Raw genomic sequence first — 26,361 nt, 5'->3', positions numbered from 1 at the left:
GCCAGCGGTCCGCCGTGCCGACCCGTGCTGCGACACGTCCTGCGACACGGCCTGCGACACCGTCCCGGCGCGGGCGGTCCTCACTTGACGCGGACGGCCTCGCGACGCCAAGGTAAGCAAGCGCTTAGTCCGTCGCGAGGAGCCGTCATGACCGACACCGCCGTCGTCACCGGGGCAGCCCGGGGGATCGGTCGTGCCGTGGCCGCCCGGCTGGTCGAGGAGGGCTGGCACGTCGTCGTGTGCGACCGCGACGCCGACGCGCTCGAGCAGGTGGCCCGCGAGGTGGCCGCCTGCCCCGTCATCGCCGACGTGTCCACCGACGCCGGCAACCGCGCGCTCCTCGACGCGGCCTTCGCGCACCTCGGACGCGTCGACCTCTTCGTCGCCAACGCCGGCATCGGGACCGGTCTGGGCCTCGACGCGCCCGACGACGTCTGGGCGCGGGCCCTCGACGTCAACGTCCTCGCCCACGTCCGCGCCGCGCGCCTCCTCGTGCCGCGGTGGCTCCGGGCCGAGGTGCCCGGCCGGTTCGTCGTCACGGCGTCGGCCGCCGGGCTGCTGACGATGCTCGGCGACGCGCCCTACTCGGTCACCAAGCACGCGGCCGTGGCCTTCGCCGAGTGGCTCGACGCCACCTACCGCCACCGAGGCGTGACCGTCCACGCGATCTGCCCGCAGGGCGTCGACACCCGGATGCTCGAGGAGTCGGGACCGCTTCGCGACCTGCTGACCCGCGACGCCGTGGTCACGCCGGAGGCCGTCGCCGAGGCGCTGTGGGACGCCATGCGCGACGGCCGCTTCCTCGTGCTGCCGCACCCCGAGGTCGCCGACTACCAGGTCCAGCGCGCCACGCACCCCGACGCGTGGCTGGCGGCCATGAACCGGCTCCAGCAGAAGCTCGAGCAGCCCCACCCCACCAGCACCACGTCGACGCAGGAGAAGGCATGACCGACCAGCCCAGCACCACCCGCACCGCCGTCGTCACCGGTGCCGCACGCGGCATCGGCGCGGCGGTAGCCCGACGGCTCGCCGCGGACGGCATCGCCGTCGCCGTCCTCGACCTCGACGAGTCCGCCTGCGCGGCAGTGGTGTCCGAGATCGAGGCGTCGGGTGGGCGCGGCCTCGCCGTCGGCGTCGACGTGTCCGACGAGGCGGGTGTCGCGGCCGCCGTCGACCGGGTGGCCGGCGAGCTCGGCTCGCCGACGGTGCTCGTCAACAACGCCGGCATCATCCGCGACAACATGCTCTTCAAGATGACGACCGCCGACTGGGACGCCGTCATGGGCGTGCACCTGCGTGGCTCGTTCCTCATGACCCGGGCGTGCCAGAAGCACATGGTGGAGGCCGGGTGGGGTCGCGTCGTCAACCTCAGCTCCACCTCGGCCCTCGGCAACCGCGGACAGGCCAACTACTCCGCCGCCAAGGCCGGCCTGCAGGGCTTCACCAAGACCCTCGCCATCGAGCTCGGCAGGTTCGGCGTCACGGCCAACGCCATCGCGCCGGGGTTCATCGCCACCGACATGACGCGCCAGACCGCCCAGCGGATGGGCATCACCTTCGAGCAGTTCCTCGAGGGGGCGGCCAAGGAGATCCCGGTCGGGCGCGTCGGCCAGCCCGAGGACATCGCCGCCACGGCCTCGTTCCTCGTCAGCGAGGAGGCCGGGTTCGTGTCCGGTCAGGTGATCTACGTGGCCGGCGGCCCGAAGGACTGACGCGTGACCGACCCCGTCCCCGCCGACCCGCCCGGGCTGCCCCTCGACGCGCTGGCCGCGTTCCTGGCGCTCGAGGCGCCCGGGCTGCTCGCCGGGCCGTTGACGGGCCAGGTGGTCGCGGGCGGCAAGTCCAACCTGACGTACGTCGTGGGTGACGGCGTCCGCACCGTCGTCGTGCGCCGGCCGCCGCTCGGCCACGTCCTCGCCACCGCGCACGACATGGTGCGCGAGCACCGGGTCGTCCGGGCGCTGCGCGACACCCCGGTGCCCGTGCCCGAGACCTACGCGGTGTGCGCCACCGACGAGGTCATCGGTGCGCCGTTCTACGTCATGGAGCACGTGGCCGGCACGCCGTACCGGCGGGCCTCCGACCTGGCGGCGCTCGGGCCGGACCGCACGAGGCTGGTCGCCGAGCGGATGGTCGACATCCTCGTCGACCTGCACGCCGTCGACCCGGAGGCTGTCGGACTCGGCGACTTCGGCCGGCCCGAGGGGTTCCTCGAGCGGCAGGTGCGGCGCTGGAGGCAGCAGCTCGACGCCTCCCGCAGCCGCGACCTGCCGGGCATCGACGACCTCCACGCCCGGCTCGCCGCCTCCGTACCCGCGTCCGGCGCGGCGTCGGTCGTCCACGGCGACTACCGGCTCGACAACCTCCTCGTCGACGACGACGACACCGTCACCGCGGTGCTCGACTGGGAGATGGCGACCCTCGGCGACCCGCTCACCGACGTCGCACTGCTCGAGGCGTACCAGAGCCTGCCCGAGACCGTCGGCGCCGGCGCGGTCAGCGACGTCTCGCGTGCGCCCGGCTTCCCGACCGGCACAGACCTGCTCGCCCGCTACGGTCAGGCCAGCGGCCGCGACCTGTCGAGCCTGTCGTTCCACCTCGGGCTGGCCTACTTCAAGCTCGCCGTGATCCTCGAGGGCATCCACTACCGCTACACGAAGGGCCAGACCGTGGGCGAGGGCTTCGCGCACATCGGCGAGGCCACCGCACCGCTCGTCGCGGCGGGTCTGCGCGCCCTCGACGAGGCCTGAGCCACAAGGACCACCGATGGACTTCGCCCATGACGCCCGCACCCTCGAGCTGCTCGCCGAGCTGCGGAGCTTCGTCGACGCGCGCGTCGCGCCGACCGTGCCGACCTTCGACGCCCAGCTGGCCGCGGGTGAGGACCGCTGGGCCTGGAGCCGGGTCCCCGCCCTGCGGGAGCTGCAGGCGGAGGCGCGTGAGCGCGGCCTGTGGAACCTCTTCCTCCCCGGCCGGCACGGCGCCGGGCTGACCAACCTCCAGTACGCGCCGCTGGCGGAGGCCACCGGACGGTGCATCCGGCTGGCGCCCGCAGCAGTCAACTGCGCGGCGCCCGACACCGGGAACATGGAGGTGCTGGCACAGTTCGGCACCGATGCCCAGAAGGCCGAGTGGCTGGACCCCTTGCTGCGGGGGGAGATCCGTTCGGCCTTCGCCATGACCGAACCCGACGTCGCGAGCAGCGACGCGACGAACATCGAGCTGTCGATCCGGCGCGACGGCGCCGACTACGTCGTCAACGGGCGCAAGTGGTGGATCACGGGCGCCATGAACCCCGACTGCCGCCTCTTCGTCGTCATGGGCAAGACGGACCCCGATGCCGACCGGCACCGGCAGCAGTCGATGGTGCTCGTGCCCCGCGACACCCCCGGCCTCGAGGTCGTCCGCGGCATGGAGGTCTTCGGCTACGACGACCACGACCACGGCGGCCACGCCGAGCTGCGCTTCACCGACGTGCGCGTGCCTGCGACGAACCTCGTCGCCGGAGAGGGGGACGGCTTCGCCATCGCCCAGGCCCGCCTGGGTCCGGGCCGCATCCACCACTGCATGCGCTCGATCGGCCTGGCCGAGGTCGCCGTCGAGGCCATGTGCCGGCGCGTGTCGGAGCGGGTCGCCTTCGGCCGCCCGCTCGCGGAGCAGGGCGTCGTCCGCGACTGGGTCGCGGAGTCGCGGGTGCGCATCGAGCAGCTGCGTCTGCTCGTCCTCAAGACGGCGTGGCTCATGGACACCGTCGGCAACAAGGGCGCCCACACCGAGATCCAGGCCATCAAGATCGCGACGCCGAGGACCGTCGAGTGGATCCTCGACAAGGCGATCCAGGCCCACGGGGCCGCCGGACTGAGCCAGGACACCGAGCTCGCGGCCGCCTTCGCCGGCATCCGCACCCTCCGCTTCGCCGACGGGCCCGACGAGGTGCACAAGAACGCCCTCGCCAGGGCCGAGCTGCGGCGGCACGCCCGCACCCCGTGAGCACCCGCCTGCAGACCATCCCTTGACCACGCCCCGCAACCGCCGGGCAGGAAGGACGCGTCATGGACTTCGACCTCACCGACGAGGTGCGCGAGATCCGGGACTGGGTGCGCACCTTCGTGCGCAAGGAGATCCAGCCCCTCGAGCCGGAGGTGCTCGAGCGGGAGCGACGCGGCGAGCGCGGCCTGCCCGGCGACGTCCTGAAGCCCTTGCAGGACAAGGCCCGCGGCGCCGGCTTCTTCGGCATCCAGACACCCGAGGAGTACGGCGGCATGGGCCTGGGAGCCCTGGCCGCCGCCCTCGTCGAGGTCGAGCTCGGGCGCTCGTTCGTGCCCTTCCGGTTCGCCGGCGAGGCCGACAACATCCTCTTCAGCGCCACACCGGAGCAGCAGGACCGCTACCTGCGCCCGACGATAGAGGGCACCCGCCGCTCGGCGTTCGCCATCACCGAGCCGGGCGCCGGCTCCGACGCCCGGGCGATCCGCACGAGCGCGCGCCGCGACGGTGACGAGTGGGTCATCACCGGCGAGAAGACGTTCATCACCGGCGGCCACGAGGCCGACTTCGTCATGGTCTTCGCCGTCACCGACAAGGAGAAGGGCGCCGACGGCGGCGTCACGTGCTTCCTCGTCGACCGCGACCGCGGCTGGGAGAGCCGACCGATCGACACGATGGGCGAGTGGGGCCCGGCCGCGCTCGTCTTCGACGGCGTCCGGGTCCCGCACTCGGCGATCCTCGGCGAGGAGGGCCGGGGGTTCGAGCTGGCGATGCGGTGGATCGGCAAGGGCCGGTACATGCTGCCGGCGCGCGCCCTCGGCGCCTGCGAGCGGCTCGTCGAGATGGCCATGGAGCACGCCCGCACCCGCGTCACCTTCGGCGAGCCGATCGCCGACCGGCAGGCGATCCAGTGGATGATCGCCGACTCAGCGGTGGAGATCGAGGCCCTGCGGTGGCTCGTGCTCGTCGCCGCCTGGCAGGTGGACCGTGGCCTCGACTCACGGCAGGCGCAGTCGATGGCCAAGCTGTACGGCGGCCTGCGCGCCAACGAGATCGTCGACCGGGTGCTCCAGATCCACGGTGGCATGGGCTACACCCGCGAGCTTCCCGGTCGAGCGGTGGTACCGCGAGCTGCGACTGCTGCGGATCTACGAGGGCACCGACGAGATCCAGCGGCGGACCATCGCGCGCAACCTGCTGCGTGGACACGCCTCGGTGCGCGGGCACCTCGGCTGAGCCTCCGCACCCGGCCGCGCCGGCACCCCACCGGCCCGTCCCGGGGGGCATGCTGGACGGGTGCCCGATCCTCCCGCCAACGTTAAGACGTTCAACCGGTTCGCCGTCCGCGCGGCGGGTCACCGGTTCTTTCCCCTGTGGGCGGTGCTGCGGCACCGCGGCCGACGCAGCGGCACCGAGTACGCGGTCCCGGTGGCCGTCATCACGACGCCGGACGCCTTCGTCATCGCGCTGCCGTGGGGGCGCCGCACCGACTGGGTGCGCAACACCCGCGCGGCCGGGGGCTGCACCGTCCGCTGGAAGGGCCACGAGTGGGCCTGCACCGACCCGACGTTCGTCGGCAAGGACGTCGCGCTCGACGCGGCTGGGCCGGTCCTGCGCCGGATGCTGGCTCGCCAGGACCCGGAGGGCGGCTTCCTCCGCCTGACGCGTCAGCCTGCCTGAGCGGCGCCGGTGCCCGGCGACACGCCTGCGCTCCGTCCGTTTTGCCCCGGTATCGCGCCGCCGTGCGCAAGGATGGGGCGTGGCCCGCGCGACGATCCCCGAGCCCCGCGTACCACCGTCCCTCCGCCGGCACACCGTCGAGCACCCGGGCGGCGGGACGCGGTGCTGACCTCGATCCTGTCGAGCCGCCGGGGCTGGACCGCGACGGCTCTCGTCGCGCTGCTCGGCGTCGTGGTCCTCGGTGTGACGGCGGTGCGGTTCGCGCCGCCCGACTCCACCGTCGCCGTGTGGTGGCCGGCGGCGGGCATCGCCGTGGCGTTCCTCCTCGTCAGCGGCCCGGACCGCCGGCGGGCCGCGGTGTTCGTCGCCGGCGTCGTCGTCGCGAGCGGCCTGGCCAACTACTACGGCGGGCGGTCGGCGCTCGTGTCCGCGGCGTTCGGCGTGGCGAACGCCCTGGAGGCGTTCGTCGTCCACCGGCTCATGACCCGCGGGGGCCGCCGGCCACGGCTCGCGTCGATGGAGGACCTGTTCGGCCTCCTCGTCAGCACGGTGGCCGGCGCGCTGACGTTCGGAGTGCTCACCGGCGTCATCGCCGTCGTCGGCCTGCACGGCACCTTCTTCCCGACCGCCTACGCCGTCACCGCCTCGCACACCGCAGCGGTGCTCGTCATCGGGCCGCTCGGCATCGCCGCGGTGACGGCGCGGGCCCGCCCGTTCGGTCTCGAGGACGTCGCGCAGATGGTGCTCGTCGTCGGCATGACCGTCCTCGTCTTCCGGCCCGGGCAGCCCCTTCCCCTCGCCTTCCTGCCCCTGCCGGCCCTGGCGTGGGCGGCCACCCGCCAGGGGCTCCGCGTGGTGGCCGGGCAGCTGCTCGTCGTGGGGGCCGTCGCCGTCGTCGCCACGAGCGAAGGGGGTGGCCCCTTCGCCGCGGCCGGGGAGCGCGGCGACGTCAGCCCGACGGCCGTCGGAGCCCTGACCCAGGCCTTCCTCGCGACCGCCGCCATCACGACGCTGTCGCTCGCCGTGGGGGCCACCCAGCGCCGGAGGGCCCTCGGCGAGCTGCGCAGGGAGGCCCAGTTCACCGCGGTCGTCCTCGACACCGCCGCGAGCGCCATCGTCGTCGTCGACACCGACGGCCGGATCGACCGGGTCAACCGCACCGCCGCCCAGTGGATCGGCGGTCGCGAGGAGGACCTCGTCGGGCTCGAGGCCGCCGAGCTCTTCCCGGTCGCCGCGGGCCGTGAGCGGCTGCGACGACGGTTCGCGCACCTGCGCGACCACGACTTCCCGTCGACCGACGAGCAGGAGTGGCTGCGGCCCGAGGGCGGCCGTCGGCACGTCGTCTGGTCGAACCGGTGGCTCACCGACGATCTCGGACGGCCCAGTCACCTCGTCAAGACCGGTGTCGACGTCACGGAGGCGCGTGCCGCGCTCGACCGCGAGCGGCGGGTCGTCGAGGAGCTCACCGCCCTCGACCAGACGAAGAACGACTTCGTGTCGTCGGTCAGCCACGAGCTGCGCACGCCGCTCGCCAGCGTCCTCGGCTACGCGGAGATGCTCGAGGACGGCGCCGCCGGCGAGCTGACGACCCGCCAGCGCGACCTCGTGGCCCGCATCGACCGCAACGGCCGGCGCCTGCTCGAGCTCATCGAGGACCTCCTCGTCAACTCCCGCATCGAGTCCGACCGGCTCGACCTCGACCTGCGTCGCTGCGACCTCGCCGACGTCGTCGCGCAGGCCTGGGACGGGCTGCGGCCGCTGAGCGAGCGGCGGGACCTCGACCTGTCGATCGACATCGCCGCGAAGCCGCTGTGGGTCCGGGGCGACCCCGTCGCGCTCGAGCGGGTCACGATGAACCTGCTGTCCAACGCGGTGAAGTTCACGCCGGACGGTGGCTCGGTCGAGGTGTCGCTACGGGCGGGCGACGGCCACCCGACCACCTCCCCCGACGGTCCGGCCGTGGCGACCGCCGGTACCGATGGCATCGGGCCGTCCGCCCGTCTCGTCGTGCGCGACTCGGGCATCGGCATCCCGTCCGCGGACCTCGAGAAGGTGTTCCGCCGGTTCTACCGGTCCAAGACGGCCACCGACCAGGCGATCCAGGGCACGGGCCTGGGCCTGTCCATCGTCCGGGCCATCGTCGAGGGCCACGGCGGGACCATCGAGGTCGTGTCGACGCCGGGTGCCGGCGCGACGTTCACCGTGACGCTGCCGGCCCTGCCGGCGGGGGCGACCGGGGCGACGGCATGACCTGCCACGGGCCGGCCCGGGTCGACCTGGTGCAGGACGAGACGTGGGAGGTCAGGGCCCTGCGTCGGCTCACCGAGCTGATGAACCGGGTCAGCGCCCAGGACGACCTCGGCAGCCTCTTCGACATGGTCGTCGAGGGGGCGGCCGACGTCGTCGGGTTCACCGTCGCGGCGATCAGCGTCGTCGACGACGCGTCGGGTGACCTCGTCGTCGTGGCGGTCGCCGGTGACGACAGCGCCAAGGCGCAGCTCATGGGCCGGTGCACGCCCCGCCACGCGATCGAGGCCGAGTTCGCCGTGGCCGAGGAGTGGGGGAGCCTGCGGTTCGTCCCGGCCGACCGGCTGCCCGCCGGCGCCCAGGACGGCTGGGTGTCGACCGACTGGCGCCCTGACGCCGACGACCCCGACGCGTGGGACCCCGAGGACACGCTCGTGGCGCCGCTGCTCGACGCGGTCGGCGACCTGCTCGGCATCCTGTCGGTCGACCTGCCGCTGAGCGGCCGGCGCCCGGACCGGACCCAGCGGGCGGTGCTCGAGCTGTTCGCCAACCAGACCGGCATCGCGATCCAGGCGGCACGTCAGCGTCACGCGCTGACCGAGCGGGTCCGGCTCGGGGAGGCCGTCAAGTCCGTGGCCCGCATCGCCCAGGACGACCTCGAGCCGGCCCGCGTCGTCGACGTCGCTGCGCCGCGGATCGCCGCCGGCCTCGCCTCCGAGACCCTGTGGCTGCGGATCTTCGGCGTCCAGGGCGACGACGAGCGGGAGAGCGTGTCGGCGCGCAGCGGCGAGGCCGTCGTCGCGCCCTCCCTCGTCGACCTCGCGCGCCGGCTCAGTGCCCGGCTCTGGGACGAGGGCGAGGTGGCGGTGGCCCGTCCGGGGCGCGGCGAGCCGGCCCGCGAGTGGTCCGAGGCCGACGTCGCGCTCGCGTCCGAGTTCCTGACGGCGGCGTCGGCCGGGTCGTTGCTGCTCGCGCCGATCGGCTCCGGGTCGTCCTGCTACGGCTACCTCGCCGCGGTCCGCGGCGTGCGCGACGCGTCGTGGACCGCCGCCGAGACCCAGGCTGCCCTCGAGATGGCGCGTGACCTCGGCCGGGCCGTGCGCAACGCGCGGCTCTACGCGGCCGAGCGCCGGGTCGCGGACGAGCTGCGCGAGGCCGACCGCAGTCGCACCCAGCTGTTCTCGACGGTGTCGCACGAGCTGAAGAACCCGCTCGCCTCGATCGTCGGGCACGTCGAGCTGCTCCGTGGCGAGCCCGAGAACCTCGCGTGGTCGCTCGGCGTCATCGAACGCAACACCGAGCGCCTCCAGGTGCTCGTCGACGACCTCCTGACCCTGTCGCGGGTCAGCGACCCCGACCGGGCGATGCCCTTCACCGACGTCGACCTCGGCGAGCTGACCCGCGACGTCGTCGACATGTTCCGGCCGCGGGCCGACGGTCAGGAGGTCGCGCTGACCTTCGCCGAGCCGCCGGCGGTCCCGGTGGTCCGGGGCAGCGCCGGCGACCTCGAGCGCGTCGTGCAGAACCTCGTGAGCAACGCGGTGAAGTTCACCCGAGCCGGCGGCGTCGTCACCGTCTCGCTCGAGCACCGCGACCAGGGGCTGGTCCTGACCTGCGCCGACGACGGCATCGGCATCTCGGCCCATGACCAGGAGCGCCTCTTCACCGAGTTCTTCCGCGGCACCAACCCCGAGGGGCTCAAGGTGCCGGGCACCGGGCTCGGCCTGTCGATCGCGCACCGGGTCGTCGAGCGCCACGGCGGCCGGCTCGAGGTCGAGTCCGAGCTCGGTCGCGGCACGAGCGTCACCCTGCTGCTACCGGTCTCCTGACGGACGGCTGCGCGGTGGCGCCCGCGCCGTCACCGGCCCGGGGGCGATCGCTGCCGCTGCGGATGCTCTTGCCGTGGCCGGGGCCGGGGCCGGTGCCGGTGCGGGTGCCGAGGACGCGGGTGCGGACGCCGGCGGAGGCGCGGGCCCACAGCGCCGTGAGCGGGCGCGTCCACAGCCACCAGTAGGCGAGGCCGAGCGCCATCGACCCGAGGAAGGCGGGCACCGGGTGGCCCCAGAGCACCTCGAGGGCCTGCCAGTGGATGACGTAGATGTGCAGGGACGCGGCGGCCAGCACCTGCACGAGCGGCACGAGCACGGCCGGGATGCGGCTCACGGGGCGCCAGAGCAGGAGCAGGACGAACGCGGCGGTGAGGCCGTCCCGGGCGGGGTTGAACGAGAACGTGCCGATCATCGCGACGGCCACGACCGTGGCGACCCGGCGCTGGGCGGGCGTCGCCGCTCGGGCGAGGGCCCAGCCGAGGAGGAACAGGTGGAGCACGACGAGCGCCGATCCCTGCATGCGCGGGACCGGCAGCGGCAGGATCGGCAGGCGGAACAGGACGAACGCCGCCACGCTCAGGGCCAGCGGCAGCCGGAACGGGTGACGCCCGTCGAGCGCGGCCACGCGCCGTGAGGCGGTGAGGGCGGCGACGGCGACGAGCGCCACGACGATCGCCTCGACGAACCAGAACCGCCACGGCGGCCCGAGCCTCTCCTGCCCGAAGACCCAGTTGGCGAGGAAGAGGTTGCGCGTCTCGTAGTACCCGCCGAGCACGTGCGCGCTGACGATGACGACGAGCGCCGGCACGGCGATGCGGGCCGCCGCCCCGAGCACGCGCCGGGCGCGCCGGCGGCGGTCGGGGTCGGCCAGCTGGAACCGGGCCAGCTGGTAGCCGGCGACGACGAGCAGTGCGTTGGCGGTGCCCTGCAACGAGAACAGGTCGGCGTGCGTGCCGACGATGAGGACGATGGCGAGGGCGCGGAGCCAGACCCCGGTCTCGACGGTGCGCCAGGCGATCCGGTCGGCGAGTGTGCGAGACCCTCTGCGTGACGACGAGTTCGGCCTGCGTGCGGCCGATGCGCCGGCTTGCGCGCGCCGCGCCCCCGGCGTGGGGGAGGAGGCGGGGGCAGCGGTGTGCATCCGCTCGAGCTCGGCGACCGGGGTCACGTGCCAGGCCGCCGGCAGCCGTCCGAGGAGCTCCTCGAGCCGGATGGACACCTCGACGTAGGACAGCGAGTCCCCGCCGAGGGACACGAAGGTCGCGTCGGCGGCGACGTCCCGCTGCAGGAGCCGTGCGTAGAGGCCCGCGACGGCACGCTCGGGACCGGCGTCGGCCGCGGCATCCGGGCGCGCCGGGCAGTCGGCACACGCCAGTGCGAGCACGGCGGGGTAGTCCGGCTTGCCGGAGGCCAGCACCGGGTGCTCGGCCACGGGCACGACCCGCAGGGCGTCCCGGGGCACGCCGGACGTGCGGATCACCTGGTGGCGCAGCGACTCGCGTGCGGGCGCGGCCATGGCACCGCTCGCGGCCACGGCGACGAGGCCGTCGCGACCGGCGCAGCGCACGTCGTGGCCCTCCTGGCGCAGCCGGCACTCGAGCGCGTCGAGGTCGACGCGGTGCCCGAGCACCTTGACGAACCGGGCGCGCCGGCCGGTGACCCGGACGAGCCCCTCCGAGGTGAGCTCGCCGAGGTCGCCGGTGCGCAGCACGTCGACGGTGCGCCCGAGCGAGAGGTCCCCGGGCTCGCGCGCGTAGCCCAGCATGACGTTCGGCCCGCGGAAGACGATCTCGCCGTCCTCGACCTCGATCGAGGCGCCCGGCACCGGCACCCCCACCGTGTCGGGGTGCGCCGCGGCGAGGTGGGGTGGCAGGTAGGCCATCCGGGCCGTCGCCTCGCACTGCCCGTACATGACGACGAGGTCGAAGCCGCGCTCCTGCCCGAGGCGCGCGAAGCGGCGGACGCGCTCGGCGTCCATGCGTCCGCCGGCCTGGGTGACGTAGCGCAGCGTCGGCAGGTCTCGCTCGGCGAAGCCGCTGCGCTCGAGCAGCTCGAAGGTGTGCGGCACGCCGGGGAACGTCGTGGCGCCCGCCGCCCGGAACTGCGTCCAGAAGCACTCGTCGACGACGGACCGGTCGGTCAGCAGGACCGACGCGCCCCGCGCGAGGTGCGTGGTCAGCACGGACAGCCCGTAGCAGTACGTCAGCGGCAGCGTCAGGGCCGCGCAGTCGTCGGGCCGGATCCCGAGCGCGGCGTCGATCTGGGCGGCGTTGGCCGCGAGGTTGGCGGCCGACAGGCGCACGAGCTTGGCCGATCCGGTCGAGCCGCTCGTGCTGAGCAGGAGCGCGAGCTCGGGATGCAGGTCGTGGGCCGAGGCCTCCCGCCGGACGTCGACCCGGCCGCTCGGGTCGAGGACGATGTCGGGCCGGTAGGCGGCCCCGACCCGCTGCGCGGCCTCGCCGGCCGCCGCCAGGAGGACGACGTGCCCGGCGCGCTGGGCGGCGAGGAGCGCCACGACGGTCTCGACGGTGGTGCGACCCTCGACGAGGACGAGCCGGCGCGCTCCGGCGAGGCGCTCGGCCACGGCGTCGACGCGTCGGGCGAGCTCGGCGTAGCTGACCGGGCCGGCGTCGGTGTGCAACGCGGTCCGGGTGCCGTGCGCGGCGAGGCCGTGGACCCACGCAAGCCCGGGCAGGGCAGCGGCCCGTTCGAGCGGGAGGGCGGTCGCGGTCACGGGCCGTAGTCAATAAGGTTAGGCATACCTAATGCAAGTGCGGCCCCCGGTTTCGGCCGACGCCCCGGCGTCCGTTAGCCTGCTTTAGGTCACGAGGTCGTTGCGTAATTCGGACTCGTAGCGAGCACCACCGCCAGACCCGTGCCAGACCCGTGCCAGACCCGTGCCAGACCCGTGCCAGACCCGTGCCAGACCCGTGCCAGACCCGTGCCCCAGACCCGCCACCAGGAGCCCCGCCGTGACGCGCCGCCGCACCGCCCTCGTCCTCGCCGCGACCCTCGCGGCAGCTCTCGGCCTGGCCGCCTGCGGCGGCAGCCTCGAGGCGAGCGGCGACCTTGACGCGTCGAAGCTGACGATCTACAGCGCCCAGCACAAGAACCTCACCGAGGAGTGGGGCAAGCAGTTCCAGGACAAGACCGGCATCCAGGTGCAGGTGCGCTACGGCAACGACTCGTCGATGGGCGCTCAGATCGTCCAGGAGGGCGCGAGCTCGCCCGCCGACGTCTTCCTGACGGAGAACTCGCCGGCCATGACGACGGTCGAGCAGGCGGGTCTGCTCGCTCCCGTCGACGCCGCGACCCTCGGCCAGGTGGGCCCGCAGTACGTCCCCTCGTCGAAGGACTGGGTCGGCATCGCGGCGCGCTCGACCGTCCTCGTCTACAACCCGAGCAAGATCTCCGAGTCGCAGCTGCCGACGTCCCTCATGGACCTCGCCAAGCCGGAGTTCGCGGGCAGGTGGGGTGCGGCCGCGGGCGGTGCGGACTTCCAGGCCATCGTCTCGGCCGTCCTCGCCACCCAGGGCGAGGCCAAGACCTCCCAGTGGCTCGCGGCCCTCAAGTCGGGCGCGAAGATCTACCAGAACAACATCGCGACGATGAAGGCCGTCAACTCCGGCCAGTCGGCGATGGGCGTCATCTACCACTACTACTGGTACCGCGACCAGGCCCTCGACAAGGAGAGCAGTGGCAACACCAAGCTGCACTACTTCAAGAACGAGGACCCCGGTGCCTTCGTCAGCCTTTCCGGCGGCGGCGTCCTCAAGAGCAGCAAGCACGCGGCCGACGCGCAGAAGTTCCTCGCGTTCGTGACGAGCAAGCAGGGCCAGCAGGTCCTCGGCACGACCGACGCCAAGGAGTACGCCGTCGGCACCGGCGTGGCCTCGGACCCGGCGCTGCCGCCGCTCGACTCGCTGCAGGCCCCGAAGATCGACCCGTTCACGCTCAACGGCCCGAAGGTCATCGAGCTGATGACGAAGGCGGGGATCCTCTAGGTGACGACCACGCCGACGAGCCCGCTGCCGGCCGCCAACGGCCCCGCGGCCGAGCCGACCGCCCCGACACCCCCCGCGCGGGGGCGGCGGGGCGTCGGCGCGTCCGCACGGGCGCGGTCCGGGGGGCAGGCCTCGCCGGCGCTGCGGGGCGCGGCGCTCGTCGTCGCCCTGCTCTGCGCGCTGCCGCTGGTCGTCGTCGTGGTCAAGGCCCTCGAGTCCGGTGCCGGCGAGGCGCTCGCCCTCGTGTGGCGGCCCCGAGTGGGCGAGCTGCTCGGCAACACCGTCGCGCTCGTCGGCCTGACCGGTGCCGTGTCGACGGTGCTCGGTGTCGGTACGGCCTGGCTCGTCGAGCGCACCTCGCTGCCGTGGGCCTCGTTCTGGCGGGTCGCCTTCGTCGCGCCGCTCGCCGTCCCGGCGTTCGTCAACAGCTTCGCGTGGTCCGCCCTCGTGCCCGGGCTCGAGGGCCTGGCCGGTGCCGTCCTCGTCACGTCGCTGTCCTACTTCCCCTTCGTCTTCCTCCCGGTGGCCGCGCTCCTGCGCACCGGTGACCGCGGGCTCGAGGAGGCCGCCCGCGCCCTCGGCCTCGGCCCGTGGCGCACCTTCCTGCGCGTCGGCCTCGCCCAGATGCGGCCGGCCCTCCTCGGCGGCGTCCTCCTCGTCGCGCTGCACCTGCTCGCCGAGTACGGCGCCCTCGAGATGCTGCGCTTCCCGACCTTCACGACGGCGATCCTCGACCAGTTCGAGGTGGCCTTCGACAGCCGGTCCGGGAGCGTCCTCGCCGTCGTGCTCATCGGCCTCGCCGTCACGGTCCTCACCGTCGAGCTGCTGGCGCGCGGACGCACCCGGTACGCCCGTGTCGGCTCGGGCACGGCGCGGCGGGCCGCGCCCGCGGCGCTCGGCCGCTGGACGCCGGCCGCGCTCGTCGTCGTCGGCGGGCTCACGGCGCTCGCCGTCGGCGTGCCGGCCTGGAGCCTCGGGCGGTGGCTGCTGCGCGCCGACGAGGCGATGGAGCCGGCCAACCTCGGTCCGACCCTGTGGACGACGCTCGCGCTCGCCCTCGGTGCGGCGGCCGTGACCTCGCTGGCGACCGTCCCCGCCGCGTGGCTCATCGCCCGGCACCGCACGTGGTTCGCCGTCGCGGTCGAGCGGGTCACCTACCTCGCGGCGTCGCTGCCCGGCGTCGTCGTCGCGCTGGCCCTCATCACCCTCACCATCGGTCTGGCCCGCCCGCTCTACCAGACGACGACCGTGCTCGTGCTCGCCTACGTCGTCCTGTTCATCCCCCGGGCCATGGTCGCGACGCGCGCCGCCATCGCGGCCGTGCCCCCCGAGCTCGGCGACGCCGCCCGGGCCCTCGGCGACGGGCCGGTCCGGGCGTTCCTGCGGGTCCAGCTGCCGCTCATGCTCCGCGGCACCATGGCCGGCTTCGCCCTCGTGTTCATCGCCGTCAGCACCGAGCTGACCGCGACGCTTCTTCTCGCACCGACGGGTACGCAGACCCTCGCCACGGCATTCTGGGATGCGAGCGCGTCCCTCGACTACGCCGCCGCCGCGCCGTACGCCACGGCGCTCGTGCTCCTGTCCGCGCCCCTGACCTACCTGTTGCTCCACGGCAAGAACGAGGAACCCCAGACGTGAAGACGCTCCAGCTCTCGGGCATCACCGCCTCGCACCAGGGCACGCCCGTGCTCCACGGCATCGACCTCACGGTGCCGTCTGGCACGACGACGGCCGTGCTGGGCCCCTCCGGGTGCGGCAAGACGACGTTGCTGCGCGTCGTCGCCGGGTTCCTGCGTCCCGACGCCGGCCAGGTGCGCGTCGGCGACGAGGTCGTCGCCGGTCCGGGCGTCTGGGTGGCCCCGGAGCGTCGCGGCTTCGGCTACGTCGCCCAGGAGGGCAACCTCTTCCCGCACCTCGACGTCGCCGCCAACATCTCCTACGGGCTGCCCCGCCGCGAGCGGCGGGCCCGGGCGCGCGTCGCCGAGCTGCTCGAGCTCGTCGGTCTGCCCGGCGACTTCGCCACGCGTCGTCCCGACCAGCTCTCCGGCGGCCAGCAGCAGCGCGTCGCCCTGGCCCGCGCCCTCGCCCGACGCCCCCGCATCGTCCTGCTCGACGAGCCCTTCTCGGCCCTCGACCCCGAGCTGCGCGTGGCGACGCGCGATGCCGTCGCCGTCGCGCTCGCCCACGAGCAGGCCACGGTCGTCCTCGTCACCCACGACCAGGCCGAGGCGCTCTCGTTCGCCGACCAGGTGGCGATCATGCACGACGGCCGGTTCAGCCAGGTCGGGGCCCCGGCCGAGGTGTACCGCGCCCCCTCCGACCGCCGGTCGGCCGTGTCGCTCGGCGAGGCCTGCTTCCTCGCCGGCCAGCTGCACGACGGCGCCGTGACGTGCGCGCTCGGCACGCTCCCCGTCGCCTCGGCGCGCGGCACGGGCGCCTGCGAGGTCCTCATCCGGCCCGAGCAGCTGCGTCTCGACGCGGACGGCGCCGCGACCGCCGGTCCCGTGGCCGAGGTGACGCGGTGCGCGTACTACGGCCACGACGCGCTCGTCGAGCTGCGGCTCGACGACGGGTCCGGCACGCCGACGGTCCTGTCGGCTCGCGCCTTCGGCGGCCGGACACCGGCCGTCGGTTCGCGGGTCAGGGTGAGCGTCGAGGGGGAGCCGCACGTCATCGGCCTCGCCGGGCGTCTCGTCGAGGCCTGAGCCCCACCGGCCGCCCCGACCGGGCCCGGGAGGGCTACGACGTCAGCGTCAGCTCGACGGCGAGCGCCTGGTGGTCGGACACCGGCAGCGGCACCGCCTCGCCCGACAGCGCCCGCACCCTGCCGCGCAGGAGGATGTGGTCGATCTGCTGCCCGGGCGAGTCGGCCGGGAACGTGGGTGCGTCGACGGCCGAGCGCATTCGGGTCAGCCGCCGTGCGCGCGTCGGCCCCATGTTGAGGTCGCCCGTCAGGACGAACGGGCCGTCCTCGCCGGCGACGTCGGCCATGAGCCGTCGCAGCTGCCGGCCGTTCCACCAGTCGATGAACGACAGGTGCGCCGTCGCGACGGTGAGCGGTCCCTCGGGAGACTCGATGTCGGCGAGGACGGCCACCCGCGGCTCGTCGCGCACCAGCTCGGGCCGCATCCGGCCCCGGAACATCATCGGCACCCGCACGGGCACCGGGGCCAGCCGGGCGACCCGCCAGCCGTGCACCGGGAACCGCGAGAGCAGCGCCACGCCGTAGGCAGCGGCGTCGGGCTGCTCCTCACCGGTGGCGGCGACCCACGTCGCGCCCGGGCTGCCCGACAGGGCCGCGACGAACCGGTGCTCGGGGGCGTCCATCGCCTCGGCGGCGATCGCGGTGAGGTCGGCGTTGTCGGACCGGTGCTGGTTGCGGTCGACCTCCTGCAGCCCGAGGACGTCCGCGTCCAGCTGCCGGATCGCCCTCCGGAACCCGTCGAGGTCGACGTGCTGGTCGGTCGGCACCCGCCCGTTGAGGATGTTGAAGGTCGCCACTCTCATGTGGGCGCCCTACCCGACCGGACGCCGCAGCGCACGGGGAGAGGTGACGGTGCCCGACGTGGGTAAGCCATCGACATGGCAGCCGATGACGCCCAGGACCTCCGGGAGGCGCTCAAGAGGGTCGCCGTGGCCCTCAAGGACTCCGGGATGCCGTTCGCGCTCATGGGTGGCTATGCCGCGTGGGCCCGCGGGGGACCGGAGCCGGCGCACGACGTCGACTTCCTCGTCGCCGAGGAGGATGCCGACCAGGTGGCGCAGTACCTCGCCGAGCACGACTTCGAGGTCGTGCAGCCGCCGGAGGACTGGCTCTTCAAGGTCTTCACCGACGGAGCGATGGTCGACATCATCCACGGCCCGGTCGGTGGCCCCGTCCACCGCGACGAGGTCGAGCGCGCGACGCCGATGGAGGTGCTGTCGGTCCGGATGCCGGTGCTCGAGGCCACCGAGCTCGTCGTTCACAAGCTCGCGGCCCTCGACGAGCACTACTGCGACGTGGCCCAGCTGCTGCCCGTCCTGCGGGCGCTGCGCGAGCAGGTCGACTGGGAACGGGTCGAGCGCGAGACGGCCGACAACGACTTCGCCGCGATGGTGCTGTTCCTCCTGCGGCGGCTGTCCATCGTCGTGCAGGAGCCGGCCCAGGAGGCTGCCCGGGAGGGCGCGCAGGAGCCGGTGCAGGGCACACGGTGACGCCCACGGACCACGCGGTCCGGCGGGCTGCGCCGCCCACTGGCGCTCGCGTCAGAGTCGTGCGCCGTGGGTATGGCGGGGGTGCGACGACCCTTCTCGCACGTGCGAGCCCGAACCGAAAGGCAGACCCATGGCGAACAGAGACGACATCGACGCCCGCGCCCGGTTGGTGGACCTGCTGCTGGAGAAGGTCGCCGAGGACCTCTACCCGTCGAGCACGATGATGGACTTCCTCGAGGAGCTGCTGCTCCCGGACGAGGTGCCGGCGTACGCGGCGGTCCTCATGGAGAAGATGCGCGACGAGACCTACCCGAGCGTGTCCATGATGCGCCGGCTGGTGAGCCTGCTCGAACCCGCGTAGACGCCGGCCTACGCGGTCTCCCGGGCGCCCTCGACACTCGTCCCGGGAGCCCGCCCACGCCTGCCCGCCGGGGGCTCCGCCGAGGGCGTCCAGCCGGCCCGGAACGGTTGAGCCACGGCGTCTTTACCGTTAGATGAATCGCATCGTCGGGTACCTCAGTCTGCGAAGGAGGTGGCCGCGACGTGCCGCCGGATCGGCAGCATCGCGGCTTGAATCTATGTCTTCAGCACCGACCAAGATCGTCCTCGGAGTAGCGGGCGGATACCTGCTCGGACGCACCAAGAAGCTCCGTCTCGCCATGGCCCTGGCCGGCATGCTGGGTGGGCGCAAGCTCGCTGCCCAGCGGGGTGACCTGCTGGCACAGGGATCGAAGCTGATCGAGAGCAACCCACAGCTCAAGGCGTTGCAGAACCAGCTCACCGGCCGCCTCGTGCAGGTGGCGCGCGAGGCTGCGCTCGTCGCCATGGCGTCCCGGGTGGAGAAGCTGACCAAGACGCTGGAGTCCAAGGACGGCTCCGAGCAGGAGCAGGAGCAGGGCGGGGGCGCCGGCGACGTCGGCTCGGCCGTCAGTGGAGTGACGGGCTCACTGGGCCTGACGGGATCCGACTCGGACGACCAGGGTGAGGCGGCCGAGCAGGACCAGCAGGACCAGCAGGACCAGCAGGACCAGCAGGACCAGCAGAACGACTCCGAGGAGTCCGAGGAGTCCGACGAGTCCGAGGCGAGCGCTGACCAAGGCTCGCGTAGCTCGGCGGGCGAGGAGTCCTCGCGCTCCGGAGCCGCCGGCAAGCGGGCGACACCGCGCGGCGTCGCCAAGAAGGTGCCGATGAAGAAGGTCTCGGCGAAGAAGGCGGCAAAGCGTCCGTCCGGAAAGGGTCGGTGACGGCCATGAGCGGCAGTGGAGGCGCGCGTCTGAAGGACGCGTCCGGTGGCCTGTTGAAGGTCCTCGGCGAGCGGGCCATGGGCTCGCTGGGACACCGGGTGAGCGGCCTGACCGACCGGCTCGAGGGCATGGCCAGCGGCAACCCCTCGGTCAAGGCAGCAGTGGGCGGCGGGACCTCTGCGCTCAAGGGCCAGAGCCCGATCATGGGAATGCTCAAGGGCGCGGTGTCCGGGGTGAAGGACAAGGTCACCGAGGCACTGCCCGGTCTGGGCGGCGACTCAGGCTCCGGCTCCGGCGGGGGCTCGAAGGCCACGAAGTCGACCAACATCATCGAGCAGGTCGACGTCGGCGTCCCGCTGCGGGTGGCCTACAACCAGTGGACCGAGTTCGGCGCCTTCCCGACCTTCATGAAGAAGGTCGAGAACGTCGATGCCGCCGAGGACAACAAGATCGAGTGGAAGGCGCAGATCTTCTGGTCGCACCGTGAGTGGGAGGCGACCATCCTCGAGCAGGTCCCCGACGAGCAGATCGTGTGGCGCTCCAAGGGCAAGAAGGGACATGTCGACGGAGCCGTGACGTTCCACGAGCTGGCACCGAACCTGACGCGGATCATCGTCGTGCTCGAGTACTACCCCCAGGGCCTGTTCGAGCGCACGGGCAACCTCTGGCGCGCGCAGGGCCGACGGGCCCGCTTGGAGCTCAAGCACTTCCAGCGACACGTCATGACCCGCACCATCCTGGACCCCGACGCCGTCGAGGGCTGGCGGGGCACCATCGAGAACGGCGAGGTCGTCACGTCGCACGAGGACGCGATGGAGCAGGAGGCCCGGGAGCGCGAGGCCGACGAGCAGGGCGCAGAGCAGGGCACCGAGGAGGAAGGTTCCGACGAGCAGGGCTCCGACGAGGCCGAGGGCTACGAGGACGAGGGCTCCGAGGACGAGAGCGACGAAGGCTACGAGGACGAGGGCTCCGAGGACGAGGGCTCCGAGGACGAGGACCTCGACGTGGAGGACTCCGACGAGGACCAGGCCGTCGGTGACGAGTCCGAGGAGGAGGCCGGTGACGAGCCCGAGGACGAGTACGACGAGGAGGGCGAGGACACCGCCGAGGACATCGACGACCTCGACGACGAGTCCGGTGGCGGCGACGAGGAGTACGACGAGGACTACGAGGACGAGAACGAGGACGACACCGAGGACGAGAGCATGGAGGACGAGGACTCGGCCGCAGACGCGGACGAGGGCAGCTCCGACGAGGACTACGCCGACGAGGACCTCGAGGAGTCCGAGGAGGACACCGACCTCGATGAGGACACCGACGAGGACACCGACGAGGACACCGAAGCCGAGGCGGACACCGAGGAGGACGCCTACGACGAGGAGGCCTACGACGACACGTCCGACGAGTCGGACGACGAGGCGGTCGATGACGAGCCCGTGGACGAGGAGCCCGAGGAGGAGCCTCCAGCACCCAAGAAGCGAGCCGCGCGGCGCCGCTCCGCGCACTGAGCAACCAGCCGACACCCTCGACCCAGGAGGTCCAGCATGACCGTGCAGACACAGCGCCGAGGCGGCGGTGGAGGTGGCTACTTGGCGCGCCCCGCTCCTAGTGGGCTCGCCGACGTCATCGACATCATCCTCGACAAGGGCATCGTCATCGATGTGTACATCCGGGTCTCGTTGGTCGGCATCGAACTGCTGACCGTCGACGCACGGATCGTCATCGCGAGCGTCGACACGTACCTGCGCTTCGCCGAGGCGACCAACCGCCTCGACCTCTACGAGAAGGGCGGGAAGGACCTCGGTGAGATGGTCCACGACATGCAGCGCAGCGGCGCGACCGGCAAGACCCGAGGCGCGGTGGAGGGCGTCAAGCGTGCCCTGACCCGGGGCGACGACGACAACGACGAGGAGAACAGCCACGACGAGGAACGCCGACCCGCCAAGAAGTCCTCCTCGTCGGCCCGCTGACGGCCCGTGGACCCCATGGGTGCAGTCGTGGGTGACGACCCGTCCATCGAGGTCGACATGGACCAGGCGTTGGTCGTCTACGGCGTCCTGCCGGCAGCAGACCTGCAGCGCCACGACGGCGGTCAGGACCTGACCGGGGTGGACGGGCAGCGGGTGCAGTTCGTCCGGTCCGGCGACCTCGCCGCGGCGGTGTCGCCCGTCGACGGGGACCGCAGACTGGGGCGCCGGGCCGACCTCCTCGCCTACCAGGCAGTCCTCGACGCCTTGGCGAAGGTCGGCCCGGTGGCCCCGGTCCGCTTCGGGTCGGTGCTCCCGGACCCGGACACGGTCGTGGCCGAGCTCATGGCGTCCAACGAGGAGCACCTCGTCGCGCTGCTCGAGAGCCTGCGCGGCCGGCGTCAGTTCAACCTCCGCGTCAGCCCCGTGGAGGAGGCGGCCCTCACCGACCTCATCGCCGGCGACCCCGAGATCCGCGAGCTGCGGGAGCGGACGCGCGGGGTGCCCGAGGAGGCGTCCTACCGTGAGCGCGTGCGACTGGGCGAGCCGTGGCCAGGGGTCTCGAGCAGCGCAGCGCGCAGGACGCCGACATGGTGCTCGACGTCGTCGTGCCCCTGGCCGTGGAGCACCTCGTCCGGACCCCTCCCTCGGCCACCCAGGTCCTCGACGTGGCCCTGCTCGTGGAGGAGAGTCGGATGGGCGAGCTCGTCGACGTGCTGGAGGAGCTCGCGGAGTCGGTGCACGAGCGCCTCAGCCTGCGGCTGCTCGGGCCCCTCGCCCCCTACGACTTCGTCGAGGAACGACCATGGGCCTGATCAGCGGCATCCTCACTCTTCCGCTCGCACCGCTGCGGGGCCTGACCGCGGTGGCCGAGCAGATCCTCCACCAGGCCGAGGAGATCTACTATGACCCCGCGACCATCCGCAGCGAGCTCGAGGAGATCGACCGCCTCCGCGAGGCCGGCGAGATCGACGACGCCACCGCCACGGCGCGAGAGGATGAGCTCATCGACCGGCTGATGGAGGCCCAGGAGAGGACACGCCATGGCTGACACGGACCAGGGCAGCGACGAGTCGCAGCGCAGGAGCGGCAGCACCGGACGCCGGCCCTCCGCCAAGGCTGCCAAGGCACCGGCCGGCGCGCACCATGGCGCGCACCGTGACGAGCACCATGACGAGCACCACGACGGCGGTGGGCACCACCCGCACCCGCGGATCAGCGGGCGGCGGGCCGCTCGGTTGGCCGCGCTCGAGCTGGCGGAGCTGACGGGCAAGGAGTTCGAGGGCATCGTCGGCATCCGTCGGGTGGACGGCGAGTGGCACGTGGAGGTCGAGGTTCTCGAGATGCAGCGCATCCCCAGCACCACCGACGTCCTCGCCGTGTACGAGGTGTCCCTCGACGCGTCGGGTGAGCTCGTCGGCTACGAGCGCACCGCGCGCTACGTGCGTGGCGATGCCGGGGAGGACCGCGGATGACGGAGAGCACGACCGACCCGGCGTCCGCATCCCGGGCGCCGGCCGCGGCGCGTTCGGCCAACGGACCCGCGCCCCGGCAGTACTACGCCGCCCAGACGGGTCCGACGGGCGGCACCCAGCCGGCGACCCTCGCCGACATCCTCGAGCGGGTGCTCGACAAGGGCATCATCATCGCCGGTGACATCCGGGTGAACCTCCTCGACATCGAGCTGCTCACCATCAAGCTTCGGCTGCTCGTCGTCTCCGTCGACAAGGCCAACGAGATGGGGATCGACTGGTGGCGCCACGACCCGATGCTCACCGTTCGCGAGCGCGGCCTCGACGAGGAGAACCGGCTGCTGCGCGAACGGATCGCCCAGCTCGAGGGCCGCGACGCATCGGATGGGGACGCCTCCGACGACACGGAGTCCGACGCGTCGGACACCACTGAGACCACGGACGATGAGGCCGACGCCGACGCCGGCCGGCGGCGCTCGCGCGGGACGTCGTCCTGAGGGAGACGTGAGATGGCGATGACGACGTCGCAGGAGCCCGACCTCCCGACCGCCGAGGCGACCGGTGAGGCGACCGATGAGGCGACCGGTGAGGCGACCGGTGAGCTCATCCGCGACTCCGGACGGTACCTCTACGCGGTCTGCCGGGCCCTGCCCGAGGACGCGCTGGCACAGGTGCAGGGGATCGGCGGACGAGACGTCGAGCTCGTCGCCTACGAGGACCTCGCCGCCGTCGTCAGCACCGTCCCGATGGCCGCCTTCGGCGAGGCCGCGCTGCGGCGCAACCTCGAGGACCTCGGCTGGCTGGAGTCCACCGTCAGGGCGCACGACGCCGTCATCCACGCGGCGGCCGAGTGGGCGCCCACGGCCCCCCTGCGGTTCGCGACCATCTGCTTCGACGACGACGCCGTGCGTGCCCGGCTGCGGCAGTGGTACGAGCCGCTCACGACGGCCCTGGACCGGGTCGAGGGCTGTGTCGAGTGGAGCGTCAAGGTGCTGACCCGGCCCGAGTCGTCCGAGGGCACAGGGGAACCCGCTCGTCTGACCGGCGCGGAGTACCTCCGGCGCAAGAAGGCCGAGACGATGCGTCGCGCTGACGCGGACGAGCAGGCGGCCGCGACGGCGCACACCGTCGACGAGGCGCTCGCGCAGCGGGCCCGGGCCAGCCGTCGCCTCCCCGGCCAGGACCCACGGCTCTCGGGTCACCAGGGCACCATGGTGCTCAACGCCGCCTACCTCGTCCGCGACGACGACATCGAGACGTTCGAGGCGACGCTGGCCGACCTGGCGCAGCGCCACCCCGACGTGGTGCTCGACGGACGCGGCCCGTGGCCCCCGTACTCGTTCGCGATGGTCGACGACCCGTGACGACCCTCCACTCCGAAGGTGCGGCCCAGGTCGGTGGCGGGCAGCCGCGGCCGCAGCGACCGACGCGCGAGCTGGCTCCGGTCGCACTCGTCGACCTGCTCGACCGGCTGCTCGGTACCGGGGTCGTGGTCGCCGGCGACGTCGTGGTGTCGCTCGCCGGTGTCGACCTCGTGGAGATCCGTCTGCACCTGCTGGTGACGACGGTGCGGGCCGAGATGGAGCGCGACCGGGAGGCGGGGCGCACGTGAGCGGATCTCCTTGGGACGACGCGGCGCCGGAAGGTCGGAGCGGCCCGCGCGGTGGCCCCGGCGCCGGCTCGAACCCCATCCCCGACCTCGCCCTGCCGCACGCCCTCCTGCCTCAGCGTCTGGAGACCGACTCCGAGGCGGTGGCCCGGGACCTGCTCAAGCTCGTCCTCACCATCGTCGAGCTCATCCGCCAGCTCATGGAGAAGCAGGCGCTGCGCCGGGTGGAGGAGGGCGACCTCACCGACGAGCAGGTCGAGGGGCTCGGCCTCGGGCTCATGCACCTCGAGCAGGCAATGGACGAGCTCAAGGAGCGGTACGGCCTGACGACCGACGACCTCAACCTCGACCTCGGGCCGCTCGGCCGGCTGTTGTAGCCCAGGACACCTCAGTACACGCGGGGCATCGGGCGGTTGCCACCGGCGGTCCGGAGCATGACGCGGGAGGTCAGGTCCCGACGCTCGAGAGCCGACTGCAGCTGGCCCGTGACCTCGTCCGCGGCGGCGGCGACCCGGCGCAGGTCGGCACCGCGCTCGATGGTCGCGTCGAAGTGGGCGACGATCTGACCGCGGTCGTGGTCGATGCGCCCCCGGGCCGAACGAACACCCGGGGTGTCGGCCAGCGCGCTGGCAGCGGCGTCGACGACCGGGCCGGCGGCCACGAGGAGCCTGCCCTGCGCGCCCGAGCCGGGCAGCGTCAGGTGGCTGACGCCGCCGCGTGGCAGGTGGGAGAACAGCCAGCGCAGGCCGATGAGGGCCACGACGACGCCGGCTGCGCCGAGCGCCCACGGCCACCACTGCTGCCGGGGCCACCCTCGGATGCTGCCGAGGTCGAGCTCGGTCGGCGCGGAGCCGAGTCGGCCCGCCCACCAGAGGATCCCGAGGACTCCGAGGGCAAGGAGCGCCAGTCCGACCAGCGCCGTCATGACCCGGTCGAAGGCGAGGGTCGCGCGCGTCATCGGTTGGCCCCCTCTGTGCGGATGTGCACCGTCGGCTGCTTCGCGAGGGGCTGCAGCCGGTCCGTGGCCACCTCACGGACGCGCTCGGCCACGCCCTCTTCACCGGTCGAGCGGATGGCGAGCGACACGCGCCGTGGCGTTGCCGACGAGCGCACGCCGAGCACGCCGTCCACCCCCTCCACCGCGGTCTCGACGAGGCGGCTGACGTCGCGGGGACGCAGGAAGACGCCGCTGCGGGCGACGACGGGAACGACCTTCGGCGCCGAGGGTCGCAGCGCCTTGACCAGCAGCGCCAGACCGACGAGGGCCAGGACGACGCCGAGGACGACCGTCCACGCCCCCGGTCGCAGGCCCTGCAGCGTGTTCGCGAGGGGATGGAGCAGCGGTTCGGACCGGAGCACCCCGCCGTAGGCGAGGGCGTCGCGCACCGCGAGGACACCGACTGCCGTCGCCAGGAGCGCGAGCAGGATCCCGAGGGCCGCGATGCCGCCGGTGCTGCGGGGCAGCTTGGCCGCCGGCAGAGGCCGCTCGCTGCGGCTTCTCGGCGTCGGGGTGGACACGTCTGCGCTCACTGGACCCTCCTCTGGTCGGACCGGGCAGGGGGCGGGACGGTCGCAACCGTCACGTCGACGGCGTCGACGCTCAGGCCCACGAGGGACGTCAGCTGTTCGCGGACCCGGTCCCGCACGGCAGCCGCCGTACGTCCGAGCGGCGAGGGCCAGGTGACCGCGATATCCAGGCGAACGCGGGCATGGCCCCCGGCCACCTCGGCCTTGGCCTTGGGGTACTGCCGTCCGACGACGCCGTCGAGCCCGGTACCGACTCTGCGGACTCCGGGCACCTCGCAGGCGGCGATGGCGGCGATGCGCTCGACGACCTGCTCGGCGATGTCGAGGCGGCCCCGCTCCGCGGGTTCCGGCAGCGTCGGCGTCGCCGTGGCGGTCGCCGTACTGCCCGAGGCCGCGGAGGAGCTCTCCTCATTCACGGCGACGCCCACCCATCATCCTCGACAGGTCGAGCTCGCCGTTGAGCTGGCCACCGACGAGGAAGCCGACAGCGCCGAGGACGAGGGCGATGAGGAAGCCGGTGAAGCCTCCCGCTGCGGCCGCGACCCCGAGCAGCAGGCCGGCGAGCAGTCCGATCGTTGAGCTTGGCATACCGATCTCCTTT

Annotated in this window: 28 protein-coding genes and 1 pseudogene; 23 read left to right on the top strand and 6 right to left on the bottom strand. The window is 73.2% G+C overall.

Features of this window, described 5'->3' with window-relative positions; genetic code table 11:
• Positions 1-147 precede the first annotated feature (147 nt).
• The 8 genes from AC1VM9_RS05540 (at position 148) to AC1VM9_RS05505 (ending at position 9,743) form a co-directional block, all read left to right on the top strand.
• Positions 148-948, top strand: coding sequence for an SDR family NAD(P)-dependent oxidoreductase (locus AC1VM9_RS05540; RefSeq protein WP_481344770.1), 801 nt, complete (start codon positions 148-150; stop codon positions 946-948).
• Positions 945-1,712, top strand: a complete 768-nt coding sequence (fabG, locus tag AC1VM9_RS05535) for a 3-oxoacyl-ACP reductase FabG (RefSeq protein ID WP_483121639.1) — start codon at positions 945-947, stop codon at positions 1,710-1,712. The genes AC1VM9_RS05540 and fabG overlap by 4 nt, the downstream gene beginning before the upstream one ends.
• 3 nt (positions 1,713-1,715) lie before the next feature.
• On the top strand, positions 1,716-2,750 hold the full coding sequence (locus tag AC1VM9_RS05530) for a phosphotransferase family protein (protein ID WP_483121637.1): 1,035 nt from the start codon (positions 1,716-1,718) through the stop codon (positions 2,748-2,750).
• A gap of 16 nt (positions 2,751-2,766) precedes the next feature.
• Entirely contained in the window at positions 2,767-3,990 is a 1,224-nt protein-coding gene (locus AC1VM9_RS05525) for an acyl-CoA dehydrogenase family protein (RefSeq protein WP_481344772.1), read from the top strand.
• A 62-nt stretch (positions 3,991-4,052) separates the two neighbouring features.
• Complete coding sequence (locus tag AC1VM9_RS05520) at positions 4,053-5,309, top strand: acyl-CoA dehydrogenase family protein (protein WP_483121635.1); 1,257 nt, start codon at positions 4,053-4,055, stop codon at positions 5,307-5,309.
• Positions 5,284-5,667 (top strand): nitroreductase family deazaflavin-dependent oxidoreductase, encoded by a 384-nt coding sequence (locus AC1VM9_RS05515; RefSeq protein WP_483121633.1) that lies wholly within the window; start codon positions 5,284-5,286, stop codon positions 5,665-5,667. The genes AC1VM9_RS05520 and AC1VM9_RS05515 overlap by 26 nt, the downstream gene beginning before the upstream one ends.
• Positions 5,668-5,829: 162 nt before the next feature.
• Complete coding sequence (locus tag AC1VM9_RS05510; protein ID WP_483121632.1) at positions 5,830-7,917, top strand: ATP-binding protein; 2,088 nt, start codon at positions 5,830-5,832, stop codon at positions 7,915-7,917.
• Entirely contained in the window at positions 7,914-9,743 is a 1,830-nt protein-coding gene (locus tag AC1VM9_RS05505) for a sensor histidine kinase (protein WP_483121630.1), read from the top strand. The genes AC1VM9_RS05510 and AC1VM9_RS05505 overlap by 4 nt, the downstream gene beginning before the upstream one ends.
• Here AC1VM9_RS05505 and AC1VM9_RS05500 read toward each other — a convergent pair.
• A complete protein-coding gene (locus tag AC1VM9_RS05500; RefSeq protein ID WP_483121628.1) occupies positions 9,718-12,477 on the bottom strand; it encodes a non-ribosomal peptide synthetase in 2,760 nt (919 codons plus the stop codon). The two genes, AC1VM9_RS05505 and AC1VM9_RS05500, sit on opposite strands and share 26 nt — an antisense overlap.
• Positions 12,478-12,715: 238 nt before the next feature.
• Here AC1VM9_RS05500 and AC1VM9_RS05495 point away from each other — a divergent pair, with 238 nt between their 5' ends.
• Genes AC1VM9_RS05495 through AC1VM9_RS05485 form a run of 3 tightly spaced genes read left to right on the top strand, consistent with a single transcriptional unit; the run spans position 12,716 to position 16,452 of the window.
• On the top strand, positions 12,716-13,747 hold the full coding sequence (locus AC1VM9_RS05495; protein WP_483121626.1) for an iron ABC transporter substrate-binding protein: 1,032 nt from the start codon (positions 12,716-12,718) through the stop codon (positions 13,745-13,747).
• Positions 13,748-15,385: an ABC transporter permease gene (locus AC1VM9_RS05490; RefSeq protein WP_483121624.1), complete on the top strand. Its 1,638-nt coding sequence runs from the start codon at positions 13,748-13,750 to the stop codon at positions 15,383-15,385.
• A complete protein-coding gene (locus AC1VM9_RS05485; protein ID WP_483121622.1) occupies positions 15,382-16,452 on the top strand; it encodes an ABC transporter ATP-binding protein in 1,071 nt (356 codons plus the stop codon). Before AC1VM9_RS05490 ends, AC1VM9_RS05485 begins: the two co-directional genes overlap by 4 nt.
• A 34-nt stretch (positions 16,453-16,486) precedes the next feature.
• Here AC1VM9_RS05485 and AC1VM9_RS05480 read toward each other — a convergent pair whose 3' ends face one another.
• Complete coding sequence (locus tag AC1VM9_RS05480; RefSeq protein WP_481342020.1) at positions 16,487-17,254, bottom strand: endonuclease/exonuclease/phosphatase family protein; 768 nt, start codon at positions 17,252-17,254, stop codon at positions 16,487-16,489.
• 75 nt (positions 17,255-17,329) lie between these two features.
• On the opposite strand from AC1VM9_RS05480, the gene AC1VM9_RS05475 reads away from it, so the two are divergent.
• The 12 genes and pseudogenes from AC1VM9_RS05475 (at position 17,330) to AC1VM9_RS05420 (ending at position 24,610) form a co-directional block, all read left to right on the top strand.
• A complete protein-coding gene (locus tag AC1VM9_RS05475) occupies positions 17,330-17,941 on the top strand; it encodes a nucleotidyltransferase family protein (protein WP_481342021.1) in 612 nt (203 codons plus the stop codon).
• A gap of 130 nt (positions 17,942-18,071) precedes the next feature.
• Positions 18,072-18,302: a hypothetical protein gene (locus AC1VM9_RS05470; protein WP_481342022.1), complete on the top strand. Its 231-nt coding sequence runs from the start codon at positions 18,072-18,074 to the stop codon at positions 18,300-18,302.
• A gap of 217 nt (positions 18,303-18,519) precedes the next feature.
• Positions 18,520-19,185 (top strand): hypothetical protein, encoded by a 666-nt coding sequence (locus tag AC1VM9_RS05465; protein WP_483121619.1) that lies wholly within the window; start codon positions 18,520-18,522, stop codon positions 19,183-19,185.
• 5 nt (positions 19,186-19,190) lie between these two features.
• The gene (locus AC1VM9_RS05460) at positions 19,191-20,693 is read left to right on the top strand and encodes an SRPBCC family protein (RefSeq protein WP_483121617.1); all 1,503 of its coding nucleotides are present in this window, start codon (positions 19,191-19,193) and stop codon (positions 20,691-20,693) included.
• 36 nt (positions 20,694-20,729) lie between these two features.
• Positions 20,730-21,155, top strand: a complete 426-nt coding sequence (gene gvpJ, locus AC1VM9_RS05455; RefSeq protein WP_481342025.1) for a gas vesicle protein GvpJ — start codon at positions 20,730-20,732, stop codon at positions 21,153-21,155.
• A gap of 15 nt (positions 21,156-21,170) precedes the next feature.
• Positions 21,171-21,967 (top strand): annotated as a pseudogene (locus AC1VM9_RS05450) (GvpL/GvpF family gas vesicle protein).
• Complete coding sequence (locus tag AC1VM9_RS05445) at positions 21,958-22,203, top strand: gas vesicle protein GvpG (RefSeq protein ID WP_481342027.1); 246 nt, start codon at positions 21,958-21,960, stop codon at positions 22,201-22,203. Before AC1VM9_RS05450 ends, AC1VM9_RS05445 begins: the two are co-directional and overlap by 10 nt.
• The gene (gvpO, locus tag AC1VM9_RS05440; RefSeq protein ID WP_481342028.1) at positions 22,196-22,627 is read left to right on the top strand and encodes a gas vesicle protein GvpO; all 432 of its coding nucleotides are present in this window, start codon (positions 22,196-22,198) and stop codon (positions 22,625-22,627) included. The genes AC1VM9_RS05445 and gvpO overlap by 8 nt, the downstream gene beginning before the upstream one ends.
• Positions 22,624-23,121 (top strand): gas vesicle protein, encoded by a 498-nt coding sequence (locus tag AC1VM9_RS05435; RefSeq protein WP_481342029.1) that lies wholly within the window; start codon positions 22,624-22,626, stop codon positions 23,119-23,121. The genes gvpO and AC1VM9_RS05435 overlap by 4 nt, the downstream gene beginning before the upstream one ends.
• Before the next feature lie 12 nt (positions 23,122-23,133).
• On the top strand, positions 23,134-23,988 hold the full coding sequence (locus tag AC1VM9_RS05430) for a GvpL/GvpF family gas vesicle protein (protein WP_483121614.1): 855 nt from the start codon (positions 23,134-23,136) through the stop codon (positions 23,986-23,988).
• Entirely contained in the window at positions 23,985-24,236 is a 252-nt protein-coding gene (gvpJ, locus tag AC1VM9_RS05425) for a gas vesicle protein GvpJ (protein WP_481342031.1), read from the top strand. The genes AC1VM9_RS05430 and gvpJ (AC1VM9_RS05425) overlap by 4 nt, the downstream gene beginning before the upstream one ends.
• Positions 24,233-24,610, top strand: a complete 378-nt coding sequence (locus AC1VM9_RS05420; RefSeq protein ID WP_481342032.1) for a gas vesicle protein K — start codon at positions 24,233-24,235, stop codon at positions 24,608-24,610. Before gvpJ (AC1VM9_RS05425) ends, AC1VM9_RS05420 begins: the two co-directional genes overlap by 4 nt.
• An 11-nt stretch (positions 24,611-24,621) precedes the next feature.
• Here the strand turns inward: AC1VM9_RS05420 and AC1VM9_RS05415 are convergent, their stop codons facing one another.
• From AC1VM9_RS05415 to AC1VM9_RS05400, 4 genes are read right to left on the bottom strand one after another with little or no spacing between them, the layout of a single operon-like run.
• A complete protein-coding gene (locus AC1VM9_RS05415; protein ID WP_481342033.1) occupies positions 24,622-25,191 on the bottom strand; it encodes an Asp23/Gls24 family envelope stress response protein in 570 nt (189 codons plus the stop codon).
• Positions 25,188-25,763, bottom strand: a complete 576-nt coding sequence (locus AC1VM9_RS05410; protein WP_483121613.1) for a DUF6286 domain-containing protein — start codon at positions 25,761-25,763, stop codon at positions 25,188-25,190. Before AC1VM9_RS05410 ends, AC1VM9_RS05415 begins: the two co-directional genes overlap by 4 nt.
• Positions 25,760-26,176: an Asp23/Gls24 family envelope stress response protein gene (locus AC1VM9_RS05405; RefSeq protein WP_483121611.1), complete on the bottom strand. Its 417-nt coding sequence runs from the start codon at positions 26,174-26,176 to the stop codon at positions 25,760-25,762. The genes AC1VM9_RS05410 and AC1VM9_RS05405 overlap by 4 nt, the downstream gene beginning before the upstream one ends.
• Positions 26,169-26,348, bottom strand: coding sequence for a DUF2273 domain-containing protein (locus AC1VM9_RS05400; RefSeq protein WP_481342036.1), 180 nt, complete (start codon positions 26,346-26,348; stop codon positions 26,169-26,171). Before AC1VM9_RS05400 ends, AC1VM9_RS05405 begins: the two co-directional genes overlap by 8 nt.
• Positions 26,349-26,361: the final 13 nt, after the last annotated feature.

The sequence above is a fragment of the Monashia sp. HAY1-11D genome, assembly GCF_056868035.1.
Note: the sequence above shows the minus strand (reverse complement) of the source record. Positions and strands in the feature narration are given on the sequence as shown.

What these genes read in the sequence shown, in the direction of transcription:
- AC1VM9_RS05525 (WP_481344772.1), top strand. Translation starts at nt 2,767, where the DNA reads ATGGACTTCGCCCATGACGCCCGCACCCTCGAGCTGCTCGCCGAGCTG.
- gvpO (WP_481342028.1), top strand. Translation starts at nt 22,196, where the DNA reads ATGGCTGACACGGACCAGGGCAGCGACGAGTCGCAGCGCAGGAGCGGC.
- AC1VM9_RS05400 (WP_481342036.1), bottom strand. Translation starts at nt 26,348, where the DNA reads ATGCCAAGCTCAACGATCGGACTGCTCGCCGGCCTGCTGCTCGGGGTC.
- AC1VM9_RS05445 (WP_481342027.1), top strand. Translation starts at nt 21,958, where the DNA reads ATGGGCCTGATCAGCGGCATCCTCACTCTTCCGCTCGCACCGCTGCGG.
- AC1VM9_RS05470 (WP_481342022.1), top strand. Translation starts at nt 18,072, where the DNA reads ATGGCGAACAGAGACGACATCGACGCCCGCGCCCGGTTGGTGGACCTG.
- AC1VM9_RS05505 (WP_483121630.1), top strand. Translation starts at nt 7,914, where the DNA reads ATGACCTGCCACGGGCCGGCCCGGGTCGACCTGGTGCAGGACGAGACG.
- AC1VM9_RS05480 (WP_481342020.1), bottom strand. Translation starts at nt 17,254, where the DNA reads ATGAGAGTGGCGACCTTCAACATCCTCAACGGGCGGGTGCCGACCGAC.
- AC1VM9_RS05540 (WP_481344770.1), top strand. Translation starts at nt 148, where the DNA reads ATGACCGACACCGCCGTCGTCACCGGGGCAGCCCGGGGGATCGGTCGT.
- AC1VM9_RS05415 (WP_481342033.1), bottom strand. Translation starts at nt 25,191, where the DNA reads ATGACGCGCGCGACCCTCGCCTTCGACCGGGTCATGACGGCGCTGGTC.
- AC1VM9_RS05475 (WP_481342021.1), top strand. Translation starts at nt 17,330, where the DNA reads ATGGCAGCCGATGACGCCCAGGACCTCCGGGAGGCGCTCAAGAGGGTC.
- AC1VM9_RS05430 (WP_483121614.1), top strand. Translation starts at nt 23,134, where the DNA reads ATGGCGATGACGACGTCGCAGGAGCCCGACCTCCCGACCGCCGAGGCG.
- gvpJ (WP_481342025.1), top strand. Translation starts at nt 20,730, where the DNA reads ATGACCGTGCAGACACAGCGCCGAGGCGGCGGTGGAGGTGGCTACTTG.
- AC1VM9_RS05520 (WP_483121635.1), top strand. Translation starts at nt 4,053, where the DNA reads ATGGACTTCGACCTCACCGACGAGGTGCGCGAGATCCGGGACTGGGTG.
- AC1VM9_RS05460 (WP_483121617.1), top strand. Translation starts at nt 19,191, where the DNA reads ATGAGCGGCAGTGGAGGCGCGCGTCTGAAGGACGCGTCCGGTGGCCTG.
- fabG (WP_483121639.1), top strand. Translation starts at nt 945, where the DNA reads ATGACCGACCAGCCCAGCACCACCCGCACCGCCGTCGTCACCGGTGCC.
- AC1VM9_RS05465 (WP_483121619.1), top strand. Translation starts at nt 18,520, where the DNA reads ATGTCTTCAGCACCGACCAAGATCGTCCTCGGAGTAGCGGGCGGATAC.
- AC1VM9_RS05435 (WP_481342029.1), top strand. Translation starts at nt 22,624, where the DNA reads ATGACGGAGAGCACGACCGACCCGGCGTCCGCATCCCGGGCGCCGGCC.